19 protein-coding genes are annotated in these 18,341 nt (G+C 36.0%); 7 read left to right on the top strand and 12 right to left on the bottom strand.

The features are described from left to right. Nucleotides 1-403: 403 nt before the first annotated feature. Both AKG34_RS28275 and AKG34_RS08005 read left to right on the top strand, forming a co-directional pair. Nucleotides 404-634, top strand: coding sequence for a hypothetical protein (locus tag AKG34_RS28275; protein WP_053345598.1), 231 nt, complete (start codon nucleotides 404-406; stop codon nucleotides 632-634). 29 nt (nucleotides 635-663) lie between these two features. Beyond that, a complete protein-coding gene (locus tag AKG34_RS08005) occupies nucleotides 664-1,308 on the top strand; it encodes a YczE/YyaS/YitT family protein (protein WP_053345597.1) in 645 nt (214 codons plus the stop codon). A gap of 496 nt (nucleotides 1,309-1,804) precedes the next feature. Here AKG34_RS08005 and AKG34_RS08000 read toward each other — a convergent pair whose 3' ends face one another. Then, nucleotides 1,805-2,704, bottom strand: coding sequence for a DMT family transporter (locus tag AKG34_RS08000; protein WP_053345596.1), 900 nt, complete (start codon nucleotides 2,702-2,704; stop codon nucleotides 1,805-1,807). An 836-nt stretch (nucleotides 2,705-3,540) separates the two neighbouring features. Further along, complete coding sequence (locus AKG34_RS28270) at nucleotides 3,541-3,768, bottom strand: hypothetical protein (RefSeq protein WP_053345595.1); 228 nt, start codon at nucleotides 3,766-3,768, stop codon at nucleotides 3,541-3,543. 1,126 nt (nucleotides 3,769-4,894) lie between these two features. On the opposite strand from AKG34_RS28270, the gene AKG34_RS07990 reads away from it, so the two are divergent. Continuing rightward, on the top strand, nucleotides 4,895-6,085 hold the full coding sequence (locus tag AKG34_RS07990) for an MFS transporter (RefSeq protein WP_053345594.1): 1,191 nt from the start codon (nucleotides 4,895-4,897) through the stop codon (nucleotides 6,083-6,085). A gap of 609 nt (nucleotides 6,086-6,694) precedes the next feature. Here AKG34_RS07990 and AKG34_RS07985 read toward each other — a convergent pair. From AKG34_RS07985 to AKG34_RS07970, 4 genes are all read right to left on the bottom strand, one after another. Further along, nucleotides 6,695-7,657, bottom strand: a complete 963-nt coding sequence (locus tag AKG34_RS07985; protein ID WP_053345593.1) for a tRNA dihydrouridine synthase — start codon at nucleotides 7,655-7,657, stop codon at nucleotides 6,695-6,697. Between the two features lie 694 nt (nucleotides 7,658-8,351). Further along, nucleotides 8,352-8,840: a hypothetical protein gene (locus tag AKG34_RS07980; RefSeq protein WP_053345592.1), complete on the bottom strand. Its 489-nt coding sequence runs from the start codon at nucleotides 8,838-8,840 to the stop codon at nucleotides 8,352-8,354. Between the two features lie 196 nt (nucleotides 8,841-9,036). After that, nucleotides 9,037-9,492 (bottom strand): N-acetyltransferase, encoded by a 456-nt coding sequence (locus tag AKG34_RS07975; protein ID WP_053345591.1) that lies wholly within the window; start codon nucleotides 9,490-9,492, stop codon nucleotides 9,037-9,039. Between the two features lie 82 nt (nucleotides 9,493-9,574). Then, a complete protein-coding gene (locus tag AKG34_RS07970; RefSeq protein WP_053345590.1) occupies nucleotides 9,575-9,871 on the bottom strand; it encodes an MFS transporter in 297 nt (98 codons plus the stop codon). A 455-nt stretch (nucleotides 9,872-10,326) separates the two neighbouring features. On the opposite strand from AKG34_RS07970, the gene AKG34_RS07965 reads away from it, so the two are divergent. The 4 genes from AKG34_RS07965 to AKG34_RS27900 all read left to right on the top strand — a co-directional run bounded on the left by AKG34_RS07965 (nucleotide 10,327) and on the right by AKG34_RS27900 (nucleotide 14,225). Continuing rightward, nucleotides 10,327-11,034 (top strand): FadR/GntR family transcriptional regulator, encoded by a 708-nt coding sequence (locus AKG34_RS07965; protein WP_053345589.1) that lies wholly within the window; start codon nucleotides 10,327-10,329, stop codon nucleotides 11,032-11,034. Between the two features lie 24 nt (nucleotides 11,035-11,058). Beyond that, complete coding sequence (locus tag AKG34_RS07960; RefSeq protein WP_053345588.1) at nucleotides 11,059-12,468, top strand: FAD-binding oxidoreductase; 1,410 nt, start codon at nucleotides 11,059-11,061, stop codon at nucleotides 12,466-12,468. A 1-nt stretch (nucleotide 12,469) separates the two neighbouring features. After that, a complete protein-coding gene (locus AKG34_RS07955; protein ID WP_053345587.1) occupies nucleotides 12,470-13,774 on the top strand; it encodes a (Fe-S)-binding protein in 1,305 nt (434 codons plus the stop codon). A gap of 292 nt (nucleotides 13,775-14,066) precedes the next feature. Continuing rightward, nucleotides 14,067-14,225, top strand: a complete 159-nt coding sequence (locus tag AKG34_RS27900; protein WP_157444014.1) for a hypothetical protein — start codon at nucleotides 14,067-14,069, stop codon at nucleotides 14,223-14,225. Nucleotides 14,226-14,487: 262 nt separating this feature from the next. Here AKG34_RS27900 and AKG34_RS07945 read toward each other — a convergent pair whose 3' ends face one another. The 6 genes from AKG34_RS07945 to AKG34_RS07920 all read right to left on the bottom strand — a co-directional run. Continuing rightward, nucleotides 14,488-15,306, bottom strand: coding sequence for an alpha/beta fold hydrolase (locus AKG34_RS07945; protein WP_053345585.1), 819 nt, complete (start codon nucleotides 15,304-15,306; stop codon nucleotides 14,488-14,490). A gap of 178 nt (nucleotides 15,307-15,484) precedes the next feature. Beyond that, entirely contained in the window at nucleotides 15,485-15,754 is a 270-nt protein-coding gene (locus AKG34_RS07940; RefSeq protein WP_053345584.1) for a hypothetical protein, read from the bottom strand. Nucleotides 15,755-15,893: 139 nt separating this feature from the next. Next, nucleotides 15,894-16,124 carry a hypothetical protein gene (locus AKG34_RS07935; protein ID WP_053345583.1) on the bottom strand — a complete coding sequence of 77 codons (231 nt, stop codon included), beginning with the start codon at nucleotides 16,122-16,124 and terminating at the stop codon, nucleotides 15,894-15,896. A gap of 368 nt (nucleotides 16,125-16,492) precedes the next feature. Beyond that, nucleotides 16,493-16,957, bottom strand: coding sequence for a DUF8821 family protein (locus tag AKG34_RS07930; RefSeq protein WP_053345582.1), 465 nt, complete (start codon nucleotides 16,955-16,957; stop codon nucleotides 16,493-16,495). Nucleotides 16,958-17,248: 291 nt separating this feature from the next. Next, entirely contained in the window at nucleotides 17,249-17,818 is a 570-nt protein-coding gene (locus AKG34_RS07925) for a GrpB family protein (RefSeq protein WP_053345581.1), read from the bottom strand. Nucleotides 17,819-17,984: 166 nt separating this feature from the next. Further along, nucleotides 17,985-18,341: group II intron maturase-specific domain-containing protein (locus AKG34_RS07920; RefSeq protein ID WP_330219144.1), on the bottom strand; the 357-nt coding region annotated here is incomplete at its 5' end.

Below are 18,341 nucleotides of genomic sequence, written 5' to 3'. Positions count from 1 at the left end.
AAATAAAGGAGTCAGCTACCACTCCATATTTTACCATAAAATACACATCTCCACGCCGCCCCTGGAGGCTTTCCCTCCCATGTCTCAACGGGTCAATTGCCCTCTCATTCCTTCGTCATGCCTATCCAAGGGGTGGAGGCCAGTTATGCTAACCTGACCCGATCGTATTATAAGGTCAGCAAGTTATTTCTGGTTGACCAATTTTTATATGGATTATAACGGTAGCCGGGGCAAAACGTAACTGCTCGTGGAGATAGACCCCGTCAACTAAACAGTTTGCCCCCTACTTGTACAAACATGATTAGGCTGATTGGGACGTAGATCTCGTATAACAAGCGAAGCTGTGACACTGCAAGGAAAAATAGGGGTACCTGTAATCCACTAGATTAGGAGGAGATTTAGAATGAATCCAGTCGTTGGTCTGGATATTTCAAAAGGGGAAAGTCAGGTTCAAGCCTTTTTGGATAAAGGTATACCTTATCAAACATGCCTATCAAGAAAACGAAACAATTTTAAACACAAAAAACGTTATTCTTTGAGTAAAATACTCGAAAAGGATGACGTTTTTTCATGGTCCTCTCGCTTTGAATTTAATAAATCATCTTGTTCGTTAAGCCTTCTTCATCTAAAGTAGATAGATATATATGATGTAGAGGTGAAGAGATGAGATTTCTTTTATTACGGTATTTTATTTTTTTTCTTGGTTTAATTTTCTTTGGATTAGGAAATGCGATTGCGGTGAATGTTCAATCCTTGGGGCTGCATCCATGGGAGGTTTTAAACGTCGCCCTGTTCCAACGGTTCGGGTTCACGATTGGGACGTGGAGTGTCATATGCGGCTTAGTACTTGTGCTAATCGCCTGCGTCGTTGATAGGAAGCATATTAGCATTGGTACCTTTCTAAATGCCTTGTCAATCGGCCCGATTATGGATTTCTTCTTGCATCTCAACATTCTTCCTCATGAAACGGAGCATTGGTGGTTAAATCTATTCATCTTGTTGATGGGTATCATCATATCCGGCATTGGCGGAGGAATCTATGTGGCTGCGGGAATCGGGGCCGGTCCTCGGGATGGTTTCATGCTTTCCGTTTCGGAAAAAACCGGGTTATCGGTCAGCCGTGCAAGAATCGCTGTCGAGAGCCTCATCTTGATTATCGGCTTCATCCTTGGCGGTCCAGTGTTTATTATGACGTTTGCATATACCTTTATTCAAAGCCCGATCTTTCAGTTTTCCATGAAGCTGATGAGTTCCTATATCGCTAATCTTGATCGGAAGCAAAAGGGACAATTTAAGATCCCCTTATAATTAGAAGAGATTCTGTTTGTAAATCATAAAGATGCTATAGAAAAACAGACCTTTGTCATGAAATGTATTGTAGAGAGCATAGAAGTGACAGATTTACGCAATAAAACAAATAAATATAAAAAATCCACTCTTTTTTAAAGAGTGGTTTTTTTTATTAACGATTAGTATAATTAACATTTTCTTAGCAAAATATGGTTAAAGAAAACTACACATATTCTAACGAGGTTTATTTTATAATATAAAAAATCTTAATCTTTATTGTTGTTTTTCCGACCAATAGCTCGGATAACTCCAACTTTTTACATAATCTCACCCTAAGAAATAAATGGGAAAGTATTAGCCAAGTCTGCCAATAAGACTAAACTGGTTTGATCATCCATATAATCAAACTCGGATATGTGTCCATAACGATATTTGACCTAATGGCATTTTATATGTATAAAGCGACCGATCTAGATCGTAATCAAATTATAATATTTTAGAAAACAGCCTTATTTTATAAATTTGAGTCTGGTAATGTCTGTGATTTTAGTTTTATGTTTACAAACAAAATACTAATCAAGATAAATAAAAGGCCAACTAATAAATTTAGTGTAATTTTTTCATGCAACATAAAAGAACTGCAAAGGATTGCAATAAGCGGGATAAGGAACGTAAATGAACCTACTTTGCTCGCTTCTCCTGAACCTACAAGTGTAAAGAATGCAAGCCACCCAAATGCAATTACAAAGATAGAGATGAATAATAAATTTATAATAAATGGCAATTCCCACTGGATATTTGACCAGCTTTCAACGCTGGAGCCTACACTTAATAAAAAAATGCCTCCCATAATAAGTTGTAATGTAACCATCCAAATTGAGTCTACACGATCACCTGTTTTCTTAATAAAAACAGTACCTAACCCCCAGGATAAAGCAGAGCCAAGGGCTAGAATAATTCCAATCGCTGAAACATTACCTGTAAATCCTCCTGCACTTATAATAGCAACACCTGCGAAGCCAAGAATTAATCCAATAATTTTTAATCCATACATCGATTCCCCTAGCCAAATCCAACAGAAAACTCCAAGTAAAACTGGCTCAATGAACACAATGGCCGAAAATAATCCCGCAGGTGCAAAACCAAGACCTACCGTTTGAAGGCCGTAAAAGAGAATAATGTTTAGAGAAGCAGAAATTAGGTAAAAATGCCATGTTTTTTTAAAGCGAAGTTTTTTATATCTCGGTAGAGCAAAAATTAGTAAAATCAGACCACCCAATATAGTTCTTGTTCCCGCAAATAATATTGGTGGTGTATAATTCAGCGCCATTTTAGATAATGGCCAATTAACGCCCCACACAACTACAAGAAATATAAGCAGTAAAGCTGTATTTGTTCGAGAAATTTGTTTCATAGTTGTGCCTCCTTAACATTCGTACCTAAATCATAATACTACTTTTAATGGTTAATACAAGATAAACGATCAGTTATGTTTTTTAATGATTTTGCACTCAACAGAGCAAATTGACTAAAGTATTAATGGGATTCTATTTTATTAGAGACAACATTTTTAAAATTTGGTGTTTAAACTATGTAGCTAACGAAGTTCGAGAATTAACTATTATATTGGAATTTCTTCATAATGGCTGATATCACACAGTGGTCACTTTCCACACCATTGTTATTTGTGGTGCAAAGTTTTTCGACATTTATCAAAAGGGTTCAGTAACATCCCCTCCCACTACATCCCTTCCCTCCTCTCATTCTGTAAAAATAGGTGCATCTCTCAAGCTCACTTAAAAGTGTTTTGCATTTTACCCGTAGCACTTATCTATGTGAAAACAGATGCGAAAGTATAAAACCTAACTTTACATAAAGAAAAAAAATACTCTGGAGAATATCTCATCCCAGAGTATTTTTTTACGCTATACTACTTTTTTATTTTTAACCGTCTCTTTTCCTTATCCGGTTTAAAAGCAGTAAACCTTGGAAGCACCAATTTGTATTTCTTCTCCTGTATGTGGGTTTCTAGTTCGATCTGCTCGTTGCACACTCAAATGTACCAAATCTAATCAAATTAGAGCTTCATAAAAGTAAGGACCTCGAATTCTATACACTATCTTGTCTCCAGAAAGCTTACCATACATGTTAGCACTATAAACTTTGTTATGACCTTGCACCAATTACCGTGGTCCAACCGCTATATACCTTCGCCTTCTATAATGTGTATTCTCTATTCCTTCACAAATTTTAATTTTGGATTTTTCCATTAATAACAACACACTTCCCATTTGTAGGTTGCTTTATCATCCTTCCATCCTTGATGTATACAGTGTAAGTATTATTGACTTTAGCATCTAATCTTGCTAGGTCTCCCGTTCTTGCTATGATATTTTTGACAGCTTCCCTCTTCAGATTATCCATAACTTTCTTTTTCCATTGTTCCCGTTTGTTTTTTTGCTTATTTTCATCAACCATCAGGATCCCATCCTTTTTGTTTGATTTATGTTTTCTTCCTGATATTAGAGTATTATATTTTTATCATCTTGTTACCCTTATGCTTTTCCTTATTAATCCGTTTTGAATTTTTTTTTGTACATAACAGGTAACGGTAAAATGAAACAATAAACGAGTAAAGGGGGACATAAGTACATAGAAGGAATAAAGAATGGAACTGGAAAGAGAAGTTCCTCTCCTACTTATAGTCGCTGAAACAGGTGATTTTTGTTTTCTTTTAATGATTCTACTGTGAAATAGTTAGATTTTTGACAAGCTAAAATAAGCATTTGTTCTACCCGATTTTCAAATGCCAAGTTTTTATTTAACTCAAGCCAACGACACCAGTATAAGTAATTATCAAAATTTTAAAAGCGAGTTATGTTGATTTCCCACTCACCCTGTGTTTTTATCTCTACTTTGAGTTAAAACAGCCGCAACGCGAAAAAGATTTAACAATGTTGGTTATAACTCACCCTAGTAATAACAAGAAAAGAACACACATAAAAACAGGATGCAACGGAAAGTTGCACCCTGTCTGAAAAAAGGGGTTTGCTTCATTTCGAATTAGCATAAATTCTCTGCGATAAACACCTCATCTACATTAGAGTAAATACGGGTATCTGACTAGAGTTTTCCATCCAAAGCAACCATCCCCTATATCTTAAAAGTTTCCTCAACTTTCAAAGCATAAATGACAATTATTGAATGAGTTTTCTGCTTTTACGTGCAAGCGAACCATCTCCTTGCTCGAAACGATTTTTTAATGAAGCTTCTAGTAGTTAAGTTAAACGTCTTTAACTGACACCTCATTTACTATATGATGTGAATCATACGTAATCACTAGCCCCTTCTTCTTTATTTATAATGATCATCAAGCGGGTAAAATATAATTGGTATTTTTATGGATATCGAGAACTTTTTAAAATCAAGTTATATCTATATGATGTTTCTATAAAATGTACTTTTTAACGTTAATCAATTTTTAAAGAGATAATCAACGATAACTAAGCAAGGGGTTTCCTCGTAAAAGTGTTTTATGGTATGATAGTACGATTGTTTATCTACCCTGTGACACATTTACATTCATCTAAGAAAAGAGGTATTTATGCACGCTACAGAATTATCCAAGCGACATTGGCTACTCATCTTAACACTTACTTTATTAACATTTGTTCTCGGGACAAGCGAATTTGTTATAATCGGGATCTTAACCGATATTTCCTCGAGTCTCCATATAACAAATGCAAAAGCAGGTACACTCGTTTCTGCGTTTGCGATTACGTTTGCCATTGCCACACCACTCGTGATGTCGACAACAAGCCATTTTCCAAAGCGTAAATGGATGTTGTTTTTGATAGGTTCGTTCATCATCCTGAATGCTTTGTGCGTGATTTCGACGAGCTACATCATGCTCCTTGTACTTCGGATGATGACTGCGATTGTAACAGGAGTTTTAATTTCGCTTTCCATGATTGTTGCAAGTGAAACCATACCAATCGCAAAACGTGGACTTGCTATATCATTCGTTTTCGGTGGTTTTACTCTTGCAAACGTAATTGGAGTACCAATAGGCACTGTCATCGCTGATTGGTACGACTGGAATGCAACCTTCCTGTTAACTACTTTTCTCGGTGGAATTGCGTTTTTGGCATCTTTCTTCATTTTGCCTACTATGCACAGTACATTCCGCAGTTCAATGCGTGAGCAATTTTCTTTGTTAACACACCCACGAATCTTAATGGCTTTTTTCATTCCATCTCTTGGATTTGGAGCAACGTATGCCGTTTATACGTATCTTGTTCCGATCCTAAAAGGAATGGAAGCACCGAGTAGTTCAATCAGTTTGATCTTGTTTGGCTACGGATTTATTTCCATTTTCAGCAACATACTCGCTGGTAAAATTGCCAGCTACAATGCTATCGGACGCCTCCGGTTTGTTTTTCTCGTACAAGCAATTGTTCTGATCAGTTTATATTGGACGACAGATAATTTTATCTTTGGATTGGTTAATATTAGCTTGATGTCATTAATGGCTATCCTTTTAACAACATCTACCCAGCTTTATTTGATAGACCTTGCCGTTATTTATCAACCAAAAGCTACAGGACTAGCTGCTTCACTGATGCCAGTAGCAAGTAATGTCGGTATCGCCTTTGGTTCCGCATTAGGCGGAATTGTTTACCATCAGGGAAATTTGATGAATGTGACATTGGTCGGTGGGCTGGTTGCTATCTTTGCAAGTCTTCTAACTTTCCTAAGTCATCGCTTAGACCAAAAACAAAAGAAACCAGCATAAGAGAGAAGCTACGAACGCCTTGGTATGCTTCCTATGGTACCTCCAATAGAACAAAAAACAAAAATCATTCCATGGCAGAATAAACGAGATTATAGTTAATCTTTCAAATAAAATTGAAGAAAGAAGTATCAAGAACGTTGAGTTGTTCTTTGATACTTCTTTTAAAAATAGGACTAGGTGCTTACCTCTAAAAATCAAGCGGACAATTGCAAAAGAACTTATCAAGAACAATGTTTCTGATTAAAGGAAATATTGATCTAAGAATCGATACTTATGGTACGGTTCCACCTAGTTAATCCAAAAAAATCCTATAATTGAGATAGAATCCTAATCATTTTCTATTCTTTATTTCTTCAATTTTGCAGCAGGTTTCGGTTGAGTGGAAAAAACATTCGCTAGAAACATCTAGCACTCCTCATGTGCAGAGTGTATGTGGCATCACAAGGGTGCTGGTGGGTTTATTACATTCTAGAAAACAGACTGTATCAAAACAAAAGTTGCCGGCTGCAAAGGAACTTGAAACTGAATAAAATAAGTACACATGAGTTGATGTGATTCATTTTTTCTCTAACTTTTTGAGAGTTACATCATTTCACTGTCCCCGTCCCATCAACATTCTTTTCCAAAGTTATCAAGCAATGCACGCACTTCATCTGTTGATTTCGTGTTCATCAATTGATTTCTTAATTCACCAGCTCCACGGAATCCTTTGACATAAATTTTGAAAAAGCGATGAAGCCCTGTGATTGAACGTGGCAGTGCTTCCGCATATTGATCTTGAAGATCAAGCTGCAGTCTTAAAAGATCAAGGTATTCTTTACTGCTATGCTCTCTTGGCTCTTTTTCAAAAGCAAAAGGATTTTTAAAAATACCTCGCCCGATCATAACGCCATCAATACCATATTGTTCAGCAAGCTGCAGCCCAGTTTGACGGTCAGGAATGTCTCCATTGATTGTTAGTAGCGTATTTGGTGCGATACGGTCACGTAATTTTTTGATTTCCGGAATTAGCTCCCAATGCGCATCTACTTGGCTCATTTCCTTTCTTGTACGTAAATGAATAGAAAGGTTCGCAATATCCTGTTTTAAAATATGCGTTAGCCACTCCTCCCACTCATTTACATCCTCATAGCCAAGTCGTGTTTTCACGCTGACAGGCAGTCCGCCCGCTTTTGCTGCTTGAATAAGTTCTGCCGCAACGTTTGGACGCAGAATAAGGCCACTACCTTTCCCTCTCGATGCCACATTCGGTACAGGGCAGCCCATATTAATATCGATGCCTTTAAATCCTAGCTCTGCCATGCCAATACTCATTTGACGGAAATATTCGGGATTATCCCCCCAAATATGTGCCACCATTGGCTGTTCATCTTCTGTAAAAATCAAACGGCCACGCACACTTTTCATGCCCTCTGGATGACAATAGCTATCCGAGTTTGTAAACTCTGTGAAAAATACATCCGGTCGACCGGCTTCACTTACTACGTGACGAAAAACAACATCTGTCACATCTTCCATTGGTGCAAGTACAAAAAATGGTCGTGGTAAATCACGCCAAAAATTATCTATCATTTCAAACTCAAATCCTCTCACTATGGATACAACTTCAAACTCTCCGTCAAAAAATATAAAGGCAAATGTTCCACTTCTTTTACACTTATATCATGCTTAATAACTTATTATCAAACACAAGTACATTTGGACATTTATAATTTGTGAAAAACAATCGGCAATGTCTATTTTAACGAAAATCGGTCCTGAATGGTATTTTTATAAACAAAAAAGCAGATGGTATAGATTTTTTCTATATCAACTGCTTTTCTATTATACCAACTCCAACCACGCGACCGCTTCACAATGCGGAGTGTATGTGGCAACACAAGAGATGCTGGTGGGGTTATGTAACCTGATTGGTTGAGTTCAGAAACAAATCAGGTTACTATTTGATCACTTAATTTATTGATTTTCCATTTAAATAAGAGCTACAGTTACTATATTTTCTAAATAGAACTTTCCTATGGTTATTTTTGAAAGGAACATGTGTTCGTTTCTTTATAAATTCTTCTCAAAATACTTTATTTTGGATTATTTTGATTTTTTTGCATTTCAAGAGATGTATTAGGCAATTTTATTTCTAATTCAAAAGGACGCACTTTTATCTTCTTTAAATTAATTTTTATATCTTCTTCACCGGATAATAACCTATAGTCTTTAGAAAATATATTCGTAAATGGCTTTATAATATTCTAAGTTTCCTTTACAACTCTCATAATAAACTAATAATCCATTTACCTTCATATTTTTCAAATATGGGTACGTGTATAGGATTGAAATTATTAAAATACCAATCTAATTCTTCCTTTGGCCAAAATTCTTTGATATTTTCTAAATGTGCGTTTAAAAGTGATTCTGGTTCGTGCAGTCCCCAGTTTCTCATAGTATTCATTTCATTAAGCAACTTTGATAATTCTTCTAGAATTTTCCCTATTAATTGTTTTACTTCAATGTTTCGTTTTACAAGTGCTCTTTTAAATTTGTTGTACGAAATAGAGTCGCTTTGCATATCACCCATTAAATTCAATATTTTATTTTCAATAAATTGAGTTTTATCTCTAAATTCCTCATAAATATATGAATCAACCTGCTTATTTGGTTTTTCATCTAAATTTAGTTCTTTAATTATATTTCCCAAATCAAATATATATCTTTCTAGAGAGTTAAAGTGTTTGTTTAAAGTTACAATTATTTGTCTCAAATATCTCTCTCGTAACCTTTACTTTTTATATTTTAAAGCTATAAATACATATTTTACTTAAAGATACTTATCTCTCCCGTATTCCATCCTCTCTTTCTAACCACTTACCATAAGGTGCTTTCTCCTTAAAATACCATGAACGGAAATGTGTAATCCGCCTTTATTCATGACAGCCATGGACTCGATGATAATTTTTTTATCCAATATAATTAATCATTGCAACTTCATCACAAGAGTTAAACTTGGGGCAATTCATACAATCAATCCACACTTTTTCTGGCAAAGTATCCTTTGAAATAATTTCAAAGTTACATTTTTTAAAAAACTCCGTTTCGTATGTTAATGATATTAATCTGCTAATTTCAAGTCGTGAAGCTTCATTTATAATATGATTAACTAATTTACGACCTATACCTTGACCAGAATGATTTGGATCTACGACTAATGAACGTACCTCTGCTAGGTCCTGACCTAAAACATGTAATCCGGCAACCCCAAGTATTTTATTATCCTCTTTCATGACATACATACATTGTAAATGTTGATATAGTGATAATTTTGTACGAGGCAAAACTACTCCTTGTTCAGCCTGAATTTGTATTAAATTATAAATATATTTAACATCACTGGTTACTGCATGATAAATATCCATATCTTATCTCCTTTTAGATCTTAGAATGTTTATTATAAAAATATATTATTTTGTATTTTTATGCAATGAAATGTTTTTTTATTTATGTCAACGCTACCACGTCTCCCCACGTAACGAGAATACGTGCAATCCATTTTCGCGCCCCGGACTTTTCCTGCATCACATTGCTTGGAATTTCAAACAAGAAATAGCTGATAAAGAAAATACCAGAAACGATTCCAAACATCTGGCTTGTCAGTGCCAGTGCCTCGTTCATGTCCAAAGCCGCATAACCTAAATTCGCTCTTTCAATGAATGCGATTACATACAAGACAATAAGAAATGGTACAATTCGTCTTGTCACTTTTCTAGTCGTCAGTCTTTCTAAACATAGTTGCATTGCTCATGTCGCTCACTCATAAATGCAAATATTTAAAAACAAAAACCTCAATTTATTTGTTAATGAGAATAAGCTAAATAACATTCCATTAATTGAGGACTGAAAACAACTTAAAAGTACCCTTTTACATCAGTAAAGTTTCAAAAGTACTTCCCTTTTATTATTAAGTTTTACAGTTTGCGAAACCAGGTTGTAGTCATTAAAGAAAACTCTTGATTAACTCAACAGTTTTTTATACAATATTTGTAATACAAATATTCGCTTTTTTGTAGTTTAATTAAAGGCTTTTCTTTATTATAAACAAATTGAAAGCGCTTTCGAATTGATATTTCCCCAAATTAGAATAAAATCTCAATACATTCCATAAATATGTCATACAAATTTAAATTCATAATGCAAATTTTTAGCTTTTATACTTCTCTATTGAGATAAAACATGAAAGGTGATAGATTATTTTGTCCCAAAAAGAAAGTGTTTCTCAAATGATCTCCCGTGAATTATTAAACATGATTGAAACAGGGCAGTTCCGTCCAGGTTCTAAGCTGCCAACGGAAAAGGAGTTAACGGCTCATTTTTCTGTAAGCAGAGCACCCATACGCGAGGCATTAAGCATGCTGCGTGCTGCTGGTGTCATTAACTCCCGTCAAGGAGGCGGAAGCTATGTGGAAGAAACGACAAGTTCAACATTCATACATCGCATACAAGTAGAAAGAGATGATGTTGAAAATATTAAGTATCTATTTGAGATGCGAAAGATTCTGGAGCCTGAAGCGGCCTATTTAGCTGCCCTAAGACGTACACCAAAATGCCTTGACCAAATGAAGAATATTTTAAAAAGAATGGAAGAAGAATCTATTGAAAAAGGTACTACCGCCATCCATTCTGATATAGAATTTCACAGTTCCATTATTAAGGCTACGCAAAATCCGATTATGATTCAAACGCTTGAAAGCTTATCTACTCTCTATGAAAAAGCGTTAAACATTACTCTTCGTCCAAACGAACAATTAAAACGAAAAAGTAAAGCAGTCTACGATGAACATCAAAGCATTCTTCTGGCAATTGAAGCAGAAGAGCCCGAATTGGCTAAACTTCAATGCCAGATTCATTTAAGAAACGCCGAGAAAAAATTAAGTTTATTTTTACAGGATTATACAGTATAGCAAAACAGAAAGGATGATAATGAAATGAAAGTAATAACCGCCAATCACATTCAGGAAATCGATGCAATTATAAAAACGGGAAAAGTCTATACAGATGAAAGTGACCGCTTTAGCTATTCATTCGATGCTTCATTCGGGACGTATTTGCCGGACCTCGTCATTCAGACAAAAAGTACAGAAGAGCTAGTATCCCTCGTGAAGTTTGCGAATCGGGAGAAAATCCCTCTTTATCCACGGGGTCAGTCTACTAGTTTAAGTGGCGGGCCGCTTCCGGTTAAAGGGGGCATCGTCCTCGATTTATCTGTGATGAATGATATTCTGGAAATTCACGAAGAGGACCTTGTAGCAGTGGTTTCTCCTGGTGTTTTGACATCGAATATACATAAAGCAGCTGAACAAAAAGGATTTATGTATCCACCTGACCCAAGCAGTTCTCACGTCTCGACAATTGGCGGCAATTTAGCTGAAAACTCTGGAGGGCCGAGGGGGCTGAAATACGGCGTAACGAAAGATTATGTTATTGGCCTTGAAGTGATTACACCTGAAGGAGAACTCATAAAAACAGGAGGGAGTACCGTTAAGAATGTGACCGGATACGACTTAACAAAGCTGATTGTCGGATCAGAAGGTACACTCGGCATCATTACGAAAGCAGTGCTCAGACTCATTCCTAAACCGAAAGCTACTGCAACAATAATGGTTATTTTTGATAGTTTAGTAGATGCAGGAAGTGCGATTTCCAAAATTCTTTCTGCCGGTATTTTCCCTTCAAAAATGGAATTGATGGATCAGGCATCCATTGTAGCAGTTGAACAGTTTGAGCCACTTGGCTTACCTGTTGATGCGGCTGCACTTATTTTAATTGAAATGGATGGCCATCCACTTGCTTTGCAAGAAGAAGTTGCCCAGGCATCTGAATTATGTCGTTCCGTAGGAGCAAGAGAAGTTAGAATTCCAAAGGACAAAGTCGAAGAATCGGAACTATGGAGAGCACGAAAGCTCGTATCTCCGGCCATTGTTCGGATTAAGCCAACGAAAATTTCAGAAGACGCCACCGTTCCTCGCAGCAAAATTCCTGAAATGTGTGAAAGACTGCAGAAAATAAGAGACAAGTATGGTGTTCATCTCGTTGTTTTTGGGCATGCAGGTGATGGTAACCTTCATCCTAACATTATTTGTGATAAAACGGATAAAGAAGAAATGAGCCGCGTTGAACTAGCTGTTTCGGAAATTTTTATGGCGGCCATTGAGCTTGGCGGAACCTTGTCCGGCGAGCATGGCATTGGAATGATGAAAGCTCCCTTTATGGAAATGGAGCTAGGGGCAGCCGGCCTCGATATTATGAAACGGATTAAAGAAGTATGGGATCCAAATAACATTATGAACCCAGGGAAAATTTTCCCTGAACCGGGACAAAAATTGGAGTTGAGCTAACATGGAAACATCACTTAAACAGTTAAGAGAAGAATTTCAATACGACAAAACAAATAACTGCGTCCAATGCGGCTATTGTTTGCCTGTGTGTCCGACTTATACAACATTCGGAAAAGAGACACATTCACCACGTGGTCGAATTAACTTAGTGAAAATGGTCGGTGAAGGAAAAATTACCGACTTATCTGTTCTCGAAGAACCATTCGATTTGTGTTTAGGCTGCAGGGCGTGCGAAACAGCCTGCCCGACAGGTGTAGAATATGGTTCCATTTTAGAAGCCACTCGCGCAGCACTTGTCAAACGCAAAACCTTTTCTATACCCGTGCGGCTACTCCGAAAATCTATGCTGAAAAAGGTTTTCCCAAGTAGGACGATGATGAATGTCACTGGACACTCCATTTGGCTATACAAAAAAAGTGGGCTGCAAAAAGCGGCTCGTTCATCAGGTATTATGAAAAAGCTACCTAATAATCTTGGTGCCTTCGAAGCAATCATGCCGGAACCCGTTTCACCGGTGGAACGAGGGCGTGCCCTGACAGAAGTGAAAGCAAAATTGAATCCGAAATATATAGTAGCCTTTTTCACCGGTTGTATTATGGATGCGATGTTCCACCACATTAACCAATTATCCATTAAGCTTCTTTCAGAAGCGGGCTGTGATGTTGTCGTTGTACCGAAACAAACATGCTGCGGCGCACTGCACGCCCATTCTGGAGAAATGGATGAAGCACGCAATCTTGCGAAACAAAACATTCTGGCTTTTGAAAAAGTGGAAGCTGATTTTATTGTCAATAATGCTGGAGGATGCGGCGCCATGTTATATGAATACGGTCATTTACTTTCAGATGACAGCGAATGGGCAGACAGAGCAAGAGCTTTTTCAGCAAAGTCAAAAGATATCAGCCAAATTCTTGTTGAATGCGGATTACCAGAGATAGCAGCCCGAGTTGGCGAGAGAGTTACTTATCAGCGCTCTTGCCATATGACTAACGTTCAAAAAGTAACGCAAGAACCAGTCGAATTATTGAAAAAAGTGCCTGGAATACGACTTATTGAAATGGATCAGGCTGATATGTGCTGTGGATCTGCAGGCATTTATAATATTGTAAACTATGATTCATCCATGCAGATTCTTGATGAGAAAATGAAGCACACGAAAGCCACAGAGGCAGCTGTTATTATTACAACAAATCCTGGCTGCCTATTACAGATGAAACTTGGTATTGATCGTGAAGGACTCACACAATCAATGCGCGCCCTTCATCTAATTGAATATTTAGCTGAAGCTGCCGGTATCGATTATTAAATTCCTTCATCTATTGGTCTATTTGGCAAGGTGTCTTGCCCAATAGATCAATAGAATCTCAAGAGTTTAAGTGAATTACTTCACAATTATGGACGATTTACAAATGAAGAAAGTAGTTCATTTATTGCAGAAATGCTGCTTTCGTTGTTACTTAAGAAAAGGCTGTCTATACAACAGCCTGACTATTACACCCTAAGTTAGTCTTCTTGTATCTATTTATGGTCCATAAAAATTCATAAATAGCATGAGAAATATGTTTAAAACTAACAATATCTTACCAAAGAGATTTTTTATGGCTAAAACAGAAAATACAATAGAAATTAAGAATGAAAAAATTGCGAGTTTTGGTGGAAAATACACAACGTCTAAAATGCCTATCATAGGAAAATACAAAAATAAAATGCTAACAAATATAAATATCATTGAAAAAAGTAATGCTATCGTGATATAAATATAAGTCCTGAGTTTTTTCAGTTGTTGTTTCTCATAACTATTATCAACCATTTTTTCCTCCTGATATTTAGTTTGTTTAATCCTTAAAAATCAACCTTTTCCGAATACTATTCTTTATCTGAACAATAAATACCTTCTTCCACTATCCTGCCCCTTTAGTTCCATAAGAAAAAGAGCTGCAGAAGCAACTCTCTTATTGAAGTAAAGCACCTGTTAGTTCAAGTACAATATTTCACAAACTTCACTTACTGCGGTAAGTATTAGTTTTGGAACTCTTCAATTCTATCCAACCATTCATTTAATAGAGTACTAAAAAGTTGTGGTTGATCAATTTGTAAATTGTGACCTGCTATATCCAATACAGCAAATGTTCCTCGTGGATACTTGTTTATTATGTCAAGAGCATCTTTATATCCAACCGAAGAGTCTTGTCTTCCTAACAGGAATACACTGGGTTTAATAAAATCAGTCTGGTCAATCTTAAAAGAAAACCCATATTTATTCTTAACCTTATTTAGAAACTTTTCATCTCCAATTTTACAACCACTTAGAATTTCTTTGTTGTACCTTAACCATGTGTACTCATCAAGTATAATGTTGTTTTTTCTAAAATCTTCTAATTCACCCTTTGATAAATTTTCAATAAACTTTTCATCTTTTCTCAATATTTTATGTTTCTCAACTGTTATATTTTTTTTAAAAGGAATAATAAGAGGACATATAAATGCTGCACCGAGTATTTGTTCTTGATGCTTTTCAATAATGCCCCTAGCTATATAGCCACCGTAAGATTCCCCAGCAATTACGTACTCTTGGTTAGGAATTACAGCTTGAATAAAATCTAAAACAGCATTCAACATTTCATCAGAACTGCTTATTTCGTTATATTCTTTTGTTAATCCCATTCCAGGTAGATCAATATAAATACGTCGCCACCCCTCCCTCTTAGTAAATATAGGTTCCATACAACCACTCATTAATCGATGGTCCGGAGAATAACCGTGTATCATTAAAATTGGTTTACCTTCCCCTAAATCTTCATAATAAATTTCAGCTTGGCGAACTTTGCAATATGCCATATTAATCCTTCTTTCTATAAAAATCATTTTAATTAACAGTACCTATCCTCTTTTTGTTTCTTCAATTCCTTCTTCGACTAACCTGCCCCGATAGTTCAATAAGAAAAAGACTGCCGCAGCAACCCCTGTTATTGAAGTAAAGCACCCTTTAATTTTTTATTAAATAAATATTTTTAAATTAAAATCCGTTCCCTTGAAATAAAATTCTCATTACTTCAATACCAATAAAGTAAAATAAACCAACTAAAATACTAAGACCTAAAGATACCCTTTTCCAATATCCCTTTTCGCTGAATCCAGCGAAAATCAAAGATAAAGTAATTCCTGTTATCATTAATAATCGAAACGTTGAGACTTCAGGATTAATGATTAAAGATACATCCATACCAAAGAATCCAATCACCAATATTATTAAAGCGAATGAAATAACTCCAAAATATTTTTCCATTACTCCCACCCCTTTAACTTATTTTACCATTTAATGAAGGGGGTTTATTTTTATTTTCTTTATTAAACTATCCTGCCCCTATAGTTCAACAAGAGAAATGAACAAAAAAAGAACCCCTTTGCAATAAAGGAATCCTTTTTCATTCAATTTCAGTTGCAAATTGAACCAATTCAGGGTGATCTGCCATGTCTTGCATCGCTTTTTCTCTTTGTTTTTTTGCTGTTTCAATGTCATCTTCAACTAATGTTTCACTTCCAGGTAATAGAATAACTTCTTCATCTACTGGCGCATTTGCTAAATCAGATTGGGAAGAAGAAAGACCAATGAAAGTGATTAATAAGCCGAATAACATAAGGATTTTCTTAAACATAATCTACCTCCTTAAGATATGTTTAATTATACCAATTGATAGTAATAAAATGGGTATCAAGTGGAATAAAGATATTTTTTCTCTAATTTGAATGTATGATAATTGAAAGAATCATACATTCAAAAGGCCGCCAATTGGCGGCCTTCTTATGGCTCTAAAGTATGCGTTAGTTGCATTAGATAATTAGTATTTCATACTAATCTCAATAATTACTTTTACAGTTGATTTAAAATCAATTTCATTACATTCTTCTGTGACATATCATTAGTAATATTGTTTCTCCATCCACGCATCCATATAGGCCTGATCCCAGCGTTGATGAGACAGACCGCAATGGCTGGATTCCTCCACTTGCGCTTTTGATTACTTTAGTATTCTCCTTTAATTACAAAATACGAGCCCCGAATTGTTCCAGCTAGTTTAGACTTCTGCCTAGCAAACTTAAACTTCCCTTCTAACTCCTTTGGTACCTCCATCCCCTCAGAAAGCTTAAAACCAACGGCCCGCTTCTTAGGGTCATCAACCGTATACATGACATTGACCTCAAGACCATCCTCATAAAAGACGTAGGCAAATTTGATATTTTCCAATTGAAAACGCGACGTTTCTAAAGGTTTGGCCGCAAACTCAATATCACGTTCTTCTTTCAAGATTCGGTTCACATAATCAAGGCTCTCCTGACTTTCGCTAGCTGCTACAACCGTAAATTCATGCTTGTATTTGTTCATAAAATAACGGGCTTCATTAGCACGTAAACCAGCAAGCGCTTCTACTACAGGTGAAGACTCTAAACCAACCGTAGAAACATTTTTAAAATCAACGATATAGGACATTTACATCTCTCCTTTTCTCTTTTTATTTCCTAACAATAGGAATCCACATTTCACCAAAAACTAAGCCATTCTTCAAATTGTTTCTTTTGACGATACAAATTTTGGTCAAAGAAACACGCATATAGCCAAACTTCAAATTATTCCTCTCATCTACCAAATATTATACCAAAAATGATTCAAGAGAAAATATTGTTACATTTCAATCTGCACGCCTCCGCATGACATTTCACGATATAAGTATGCACAAGTTTCTTCTTCAACTAACGCACCCGTTAGTTGAGGTACATTTCTTCACAAACTTATATTAGTTCGCAACTTAGATTTAAGAACATAATTGATAAATTCTGTTTTTGCTTTAGTGTACGCTTCACGATCATTGCTATATTTTTTTGCTAAATTTCTTTTAAGAATAGCGTATTCATCAATAAACTGCTGATTAGTCCGTAATAAATCACGAAAAAGTAGCTGATTATCCCACCGTTCTTCTCCCTCAAGTAAAATATGTAAATGTACTGCTCGTTTGTCGTTAATTACTTTCACAAAAAATCTTTGCCAAGGTTGATTGTCTATGTTAGGTGGTACATAATGCCAGTCGTGATTAGCTAACAATGTAGATATTTCTTTTATTTTTTTAAATGAATCAATTTTAGCCATTAAATCAATGATTGGTTTAGCTGGTAAATTAGGAATAGATGTACTTCCATAATGTTGAATTTCCGTTATGCCGAAAGTTGAAAGAAGATTAAGAAGAAGTGCTTTTTCCCGATTACCTTTTTCTTCCCACTTGGGATTTGGTTCGACAATGTCTATTGTCTCATTAGCCCAAACGGGCCATGTGCTTTCATCATGAATATCTTTCATTTTACTCTCCCTCAAGATTTTTATTTTTTCAGTTTCAGAAAAATCTTTGTACCTGCATTCTTTTACAAACCTGCCTCGATAAATCGAGTAGGGGGAAAATAAGTTTATTTTCGCCCCTCTCACAACACCGTACGTACGGTTCGCGTATACGGCGTTTCAATTTATATCACAGTGTGTACTCTTTTAGATAATGTTCTAAAGCAGAGGGGACTCCCCTCTGCTTTAGTCTTTTGTTTGAGATTGCTCTTTGGACGACTTTGGATACTCCTATGAATCGGTAACCTTTTCGATAGTAGGTTAATCCTTTCGCTTCTTCCTCCGGAATTCCTAGTTGAATAAGCGATTTAATTTGTTTCTTCGCTACTTTCCATTGTTTCCATATGATGACCCTAATTCTAGAGCGAAGCTTTGTGTCTATTCGTTCCGTCGTTTTTTTCATGTTTGCCACTCTGAAGTAGTTTACCCATCCAACTATTACTTGGTTCAATTTCAATATTCGGTAGTCTAGTGGAACATTCCAATT

It is taken from the genome of Peribacillus butanolivorans (genome assembly GCF_001273755.1).
GTDB classification, from domain to species: Bacteria; Bacillota; Bacilli; order Bacillales; family DSM-1321; genus Peribacillus; species Peribacillus butanolivorans.
The sequence above is the reverse complement of the archived record's forward strand: the minus strand, read 5'-3'. Positions and strand labels throughout refer to the sequence as shown.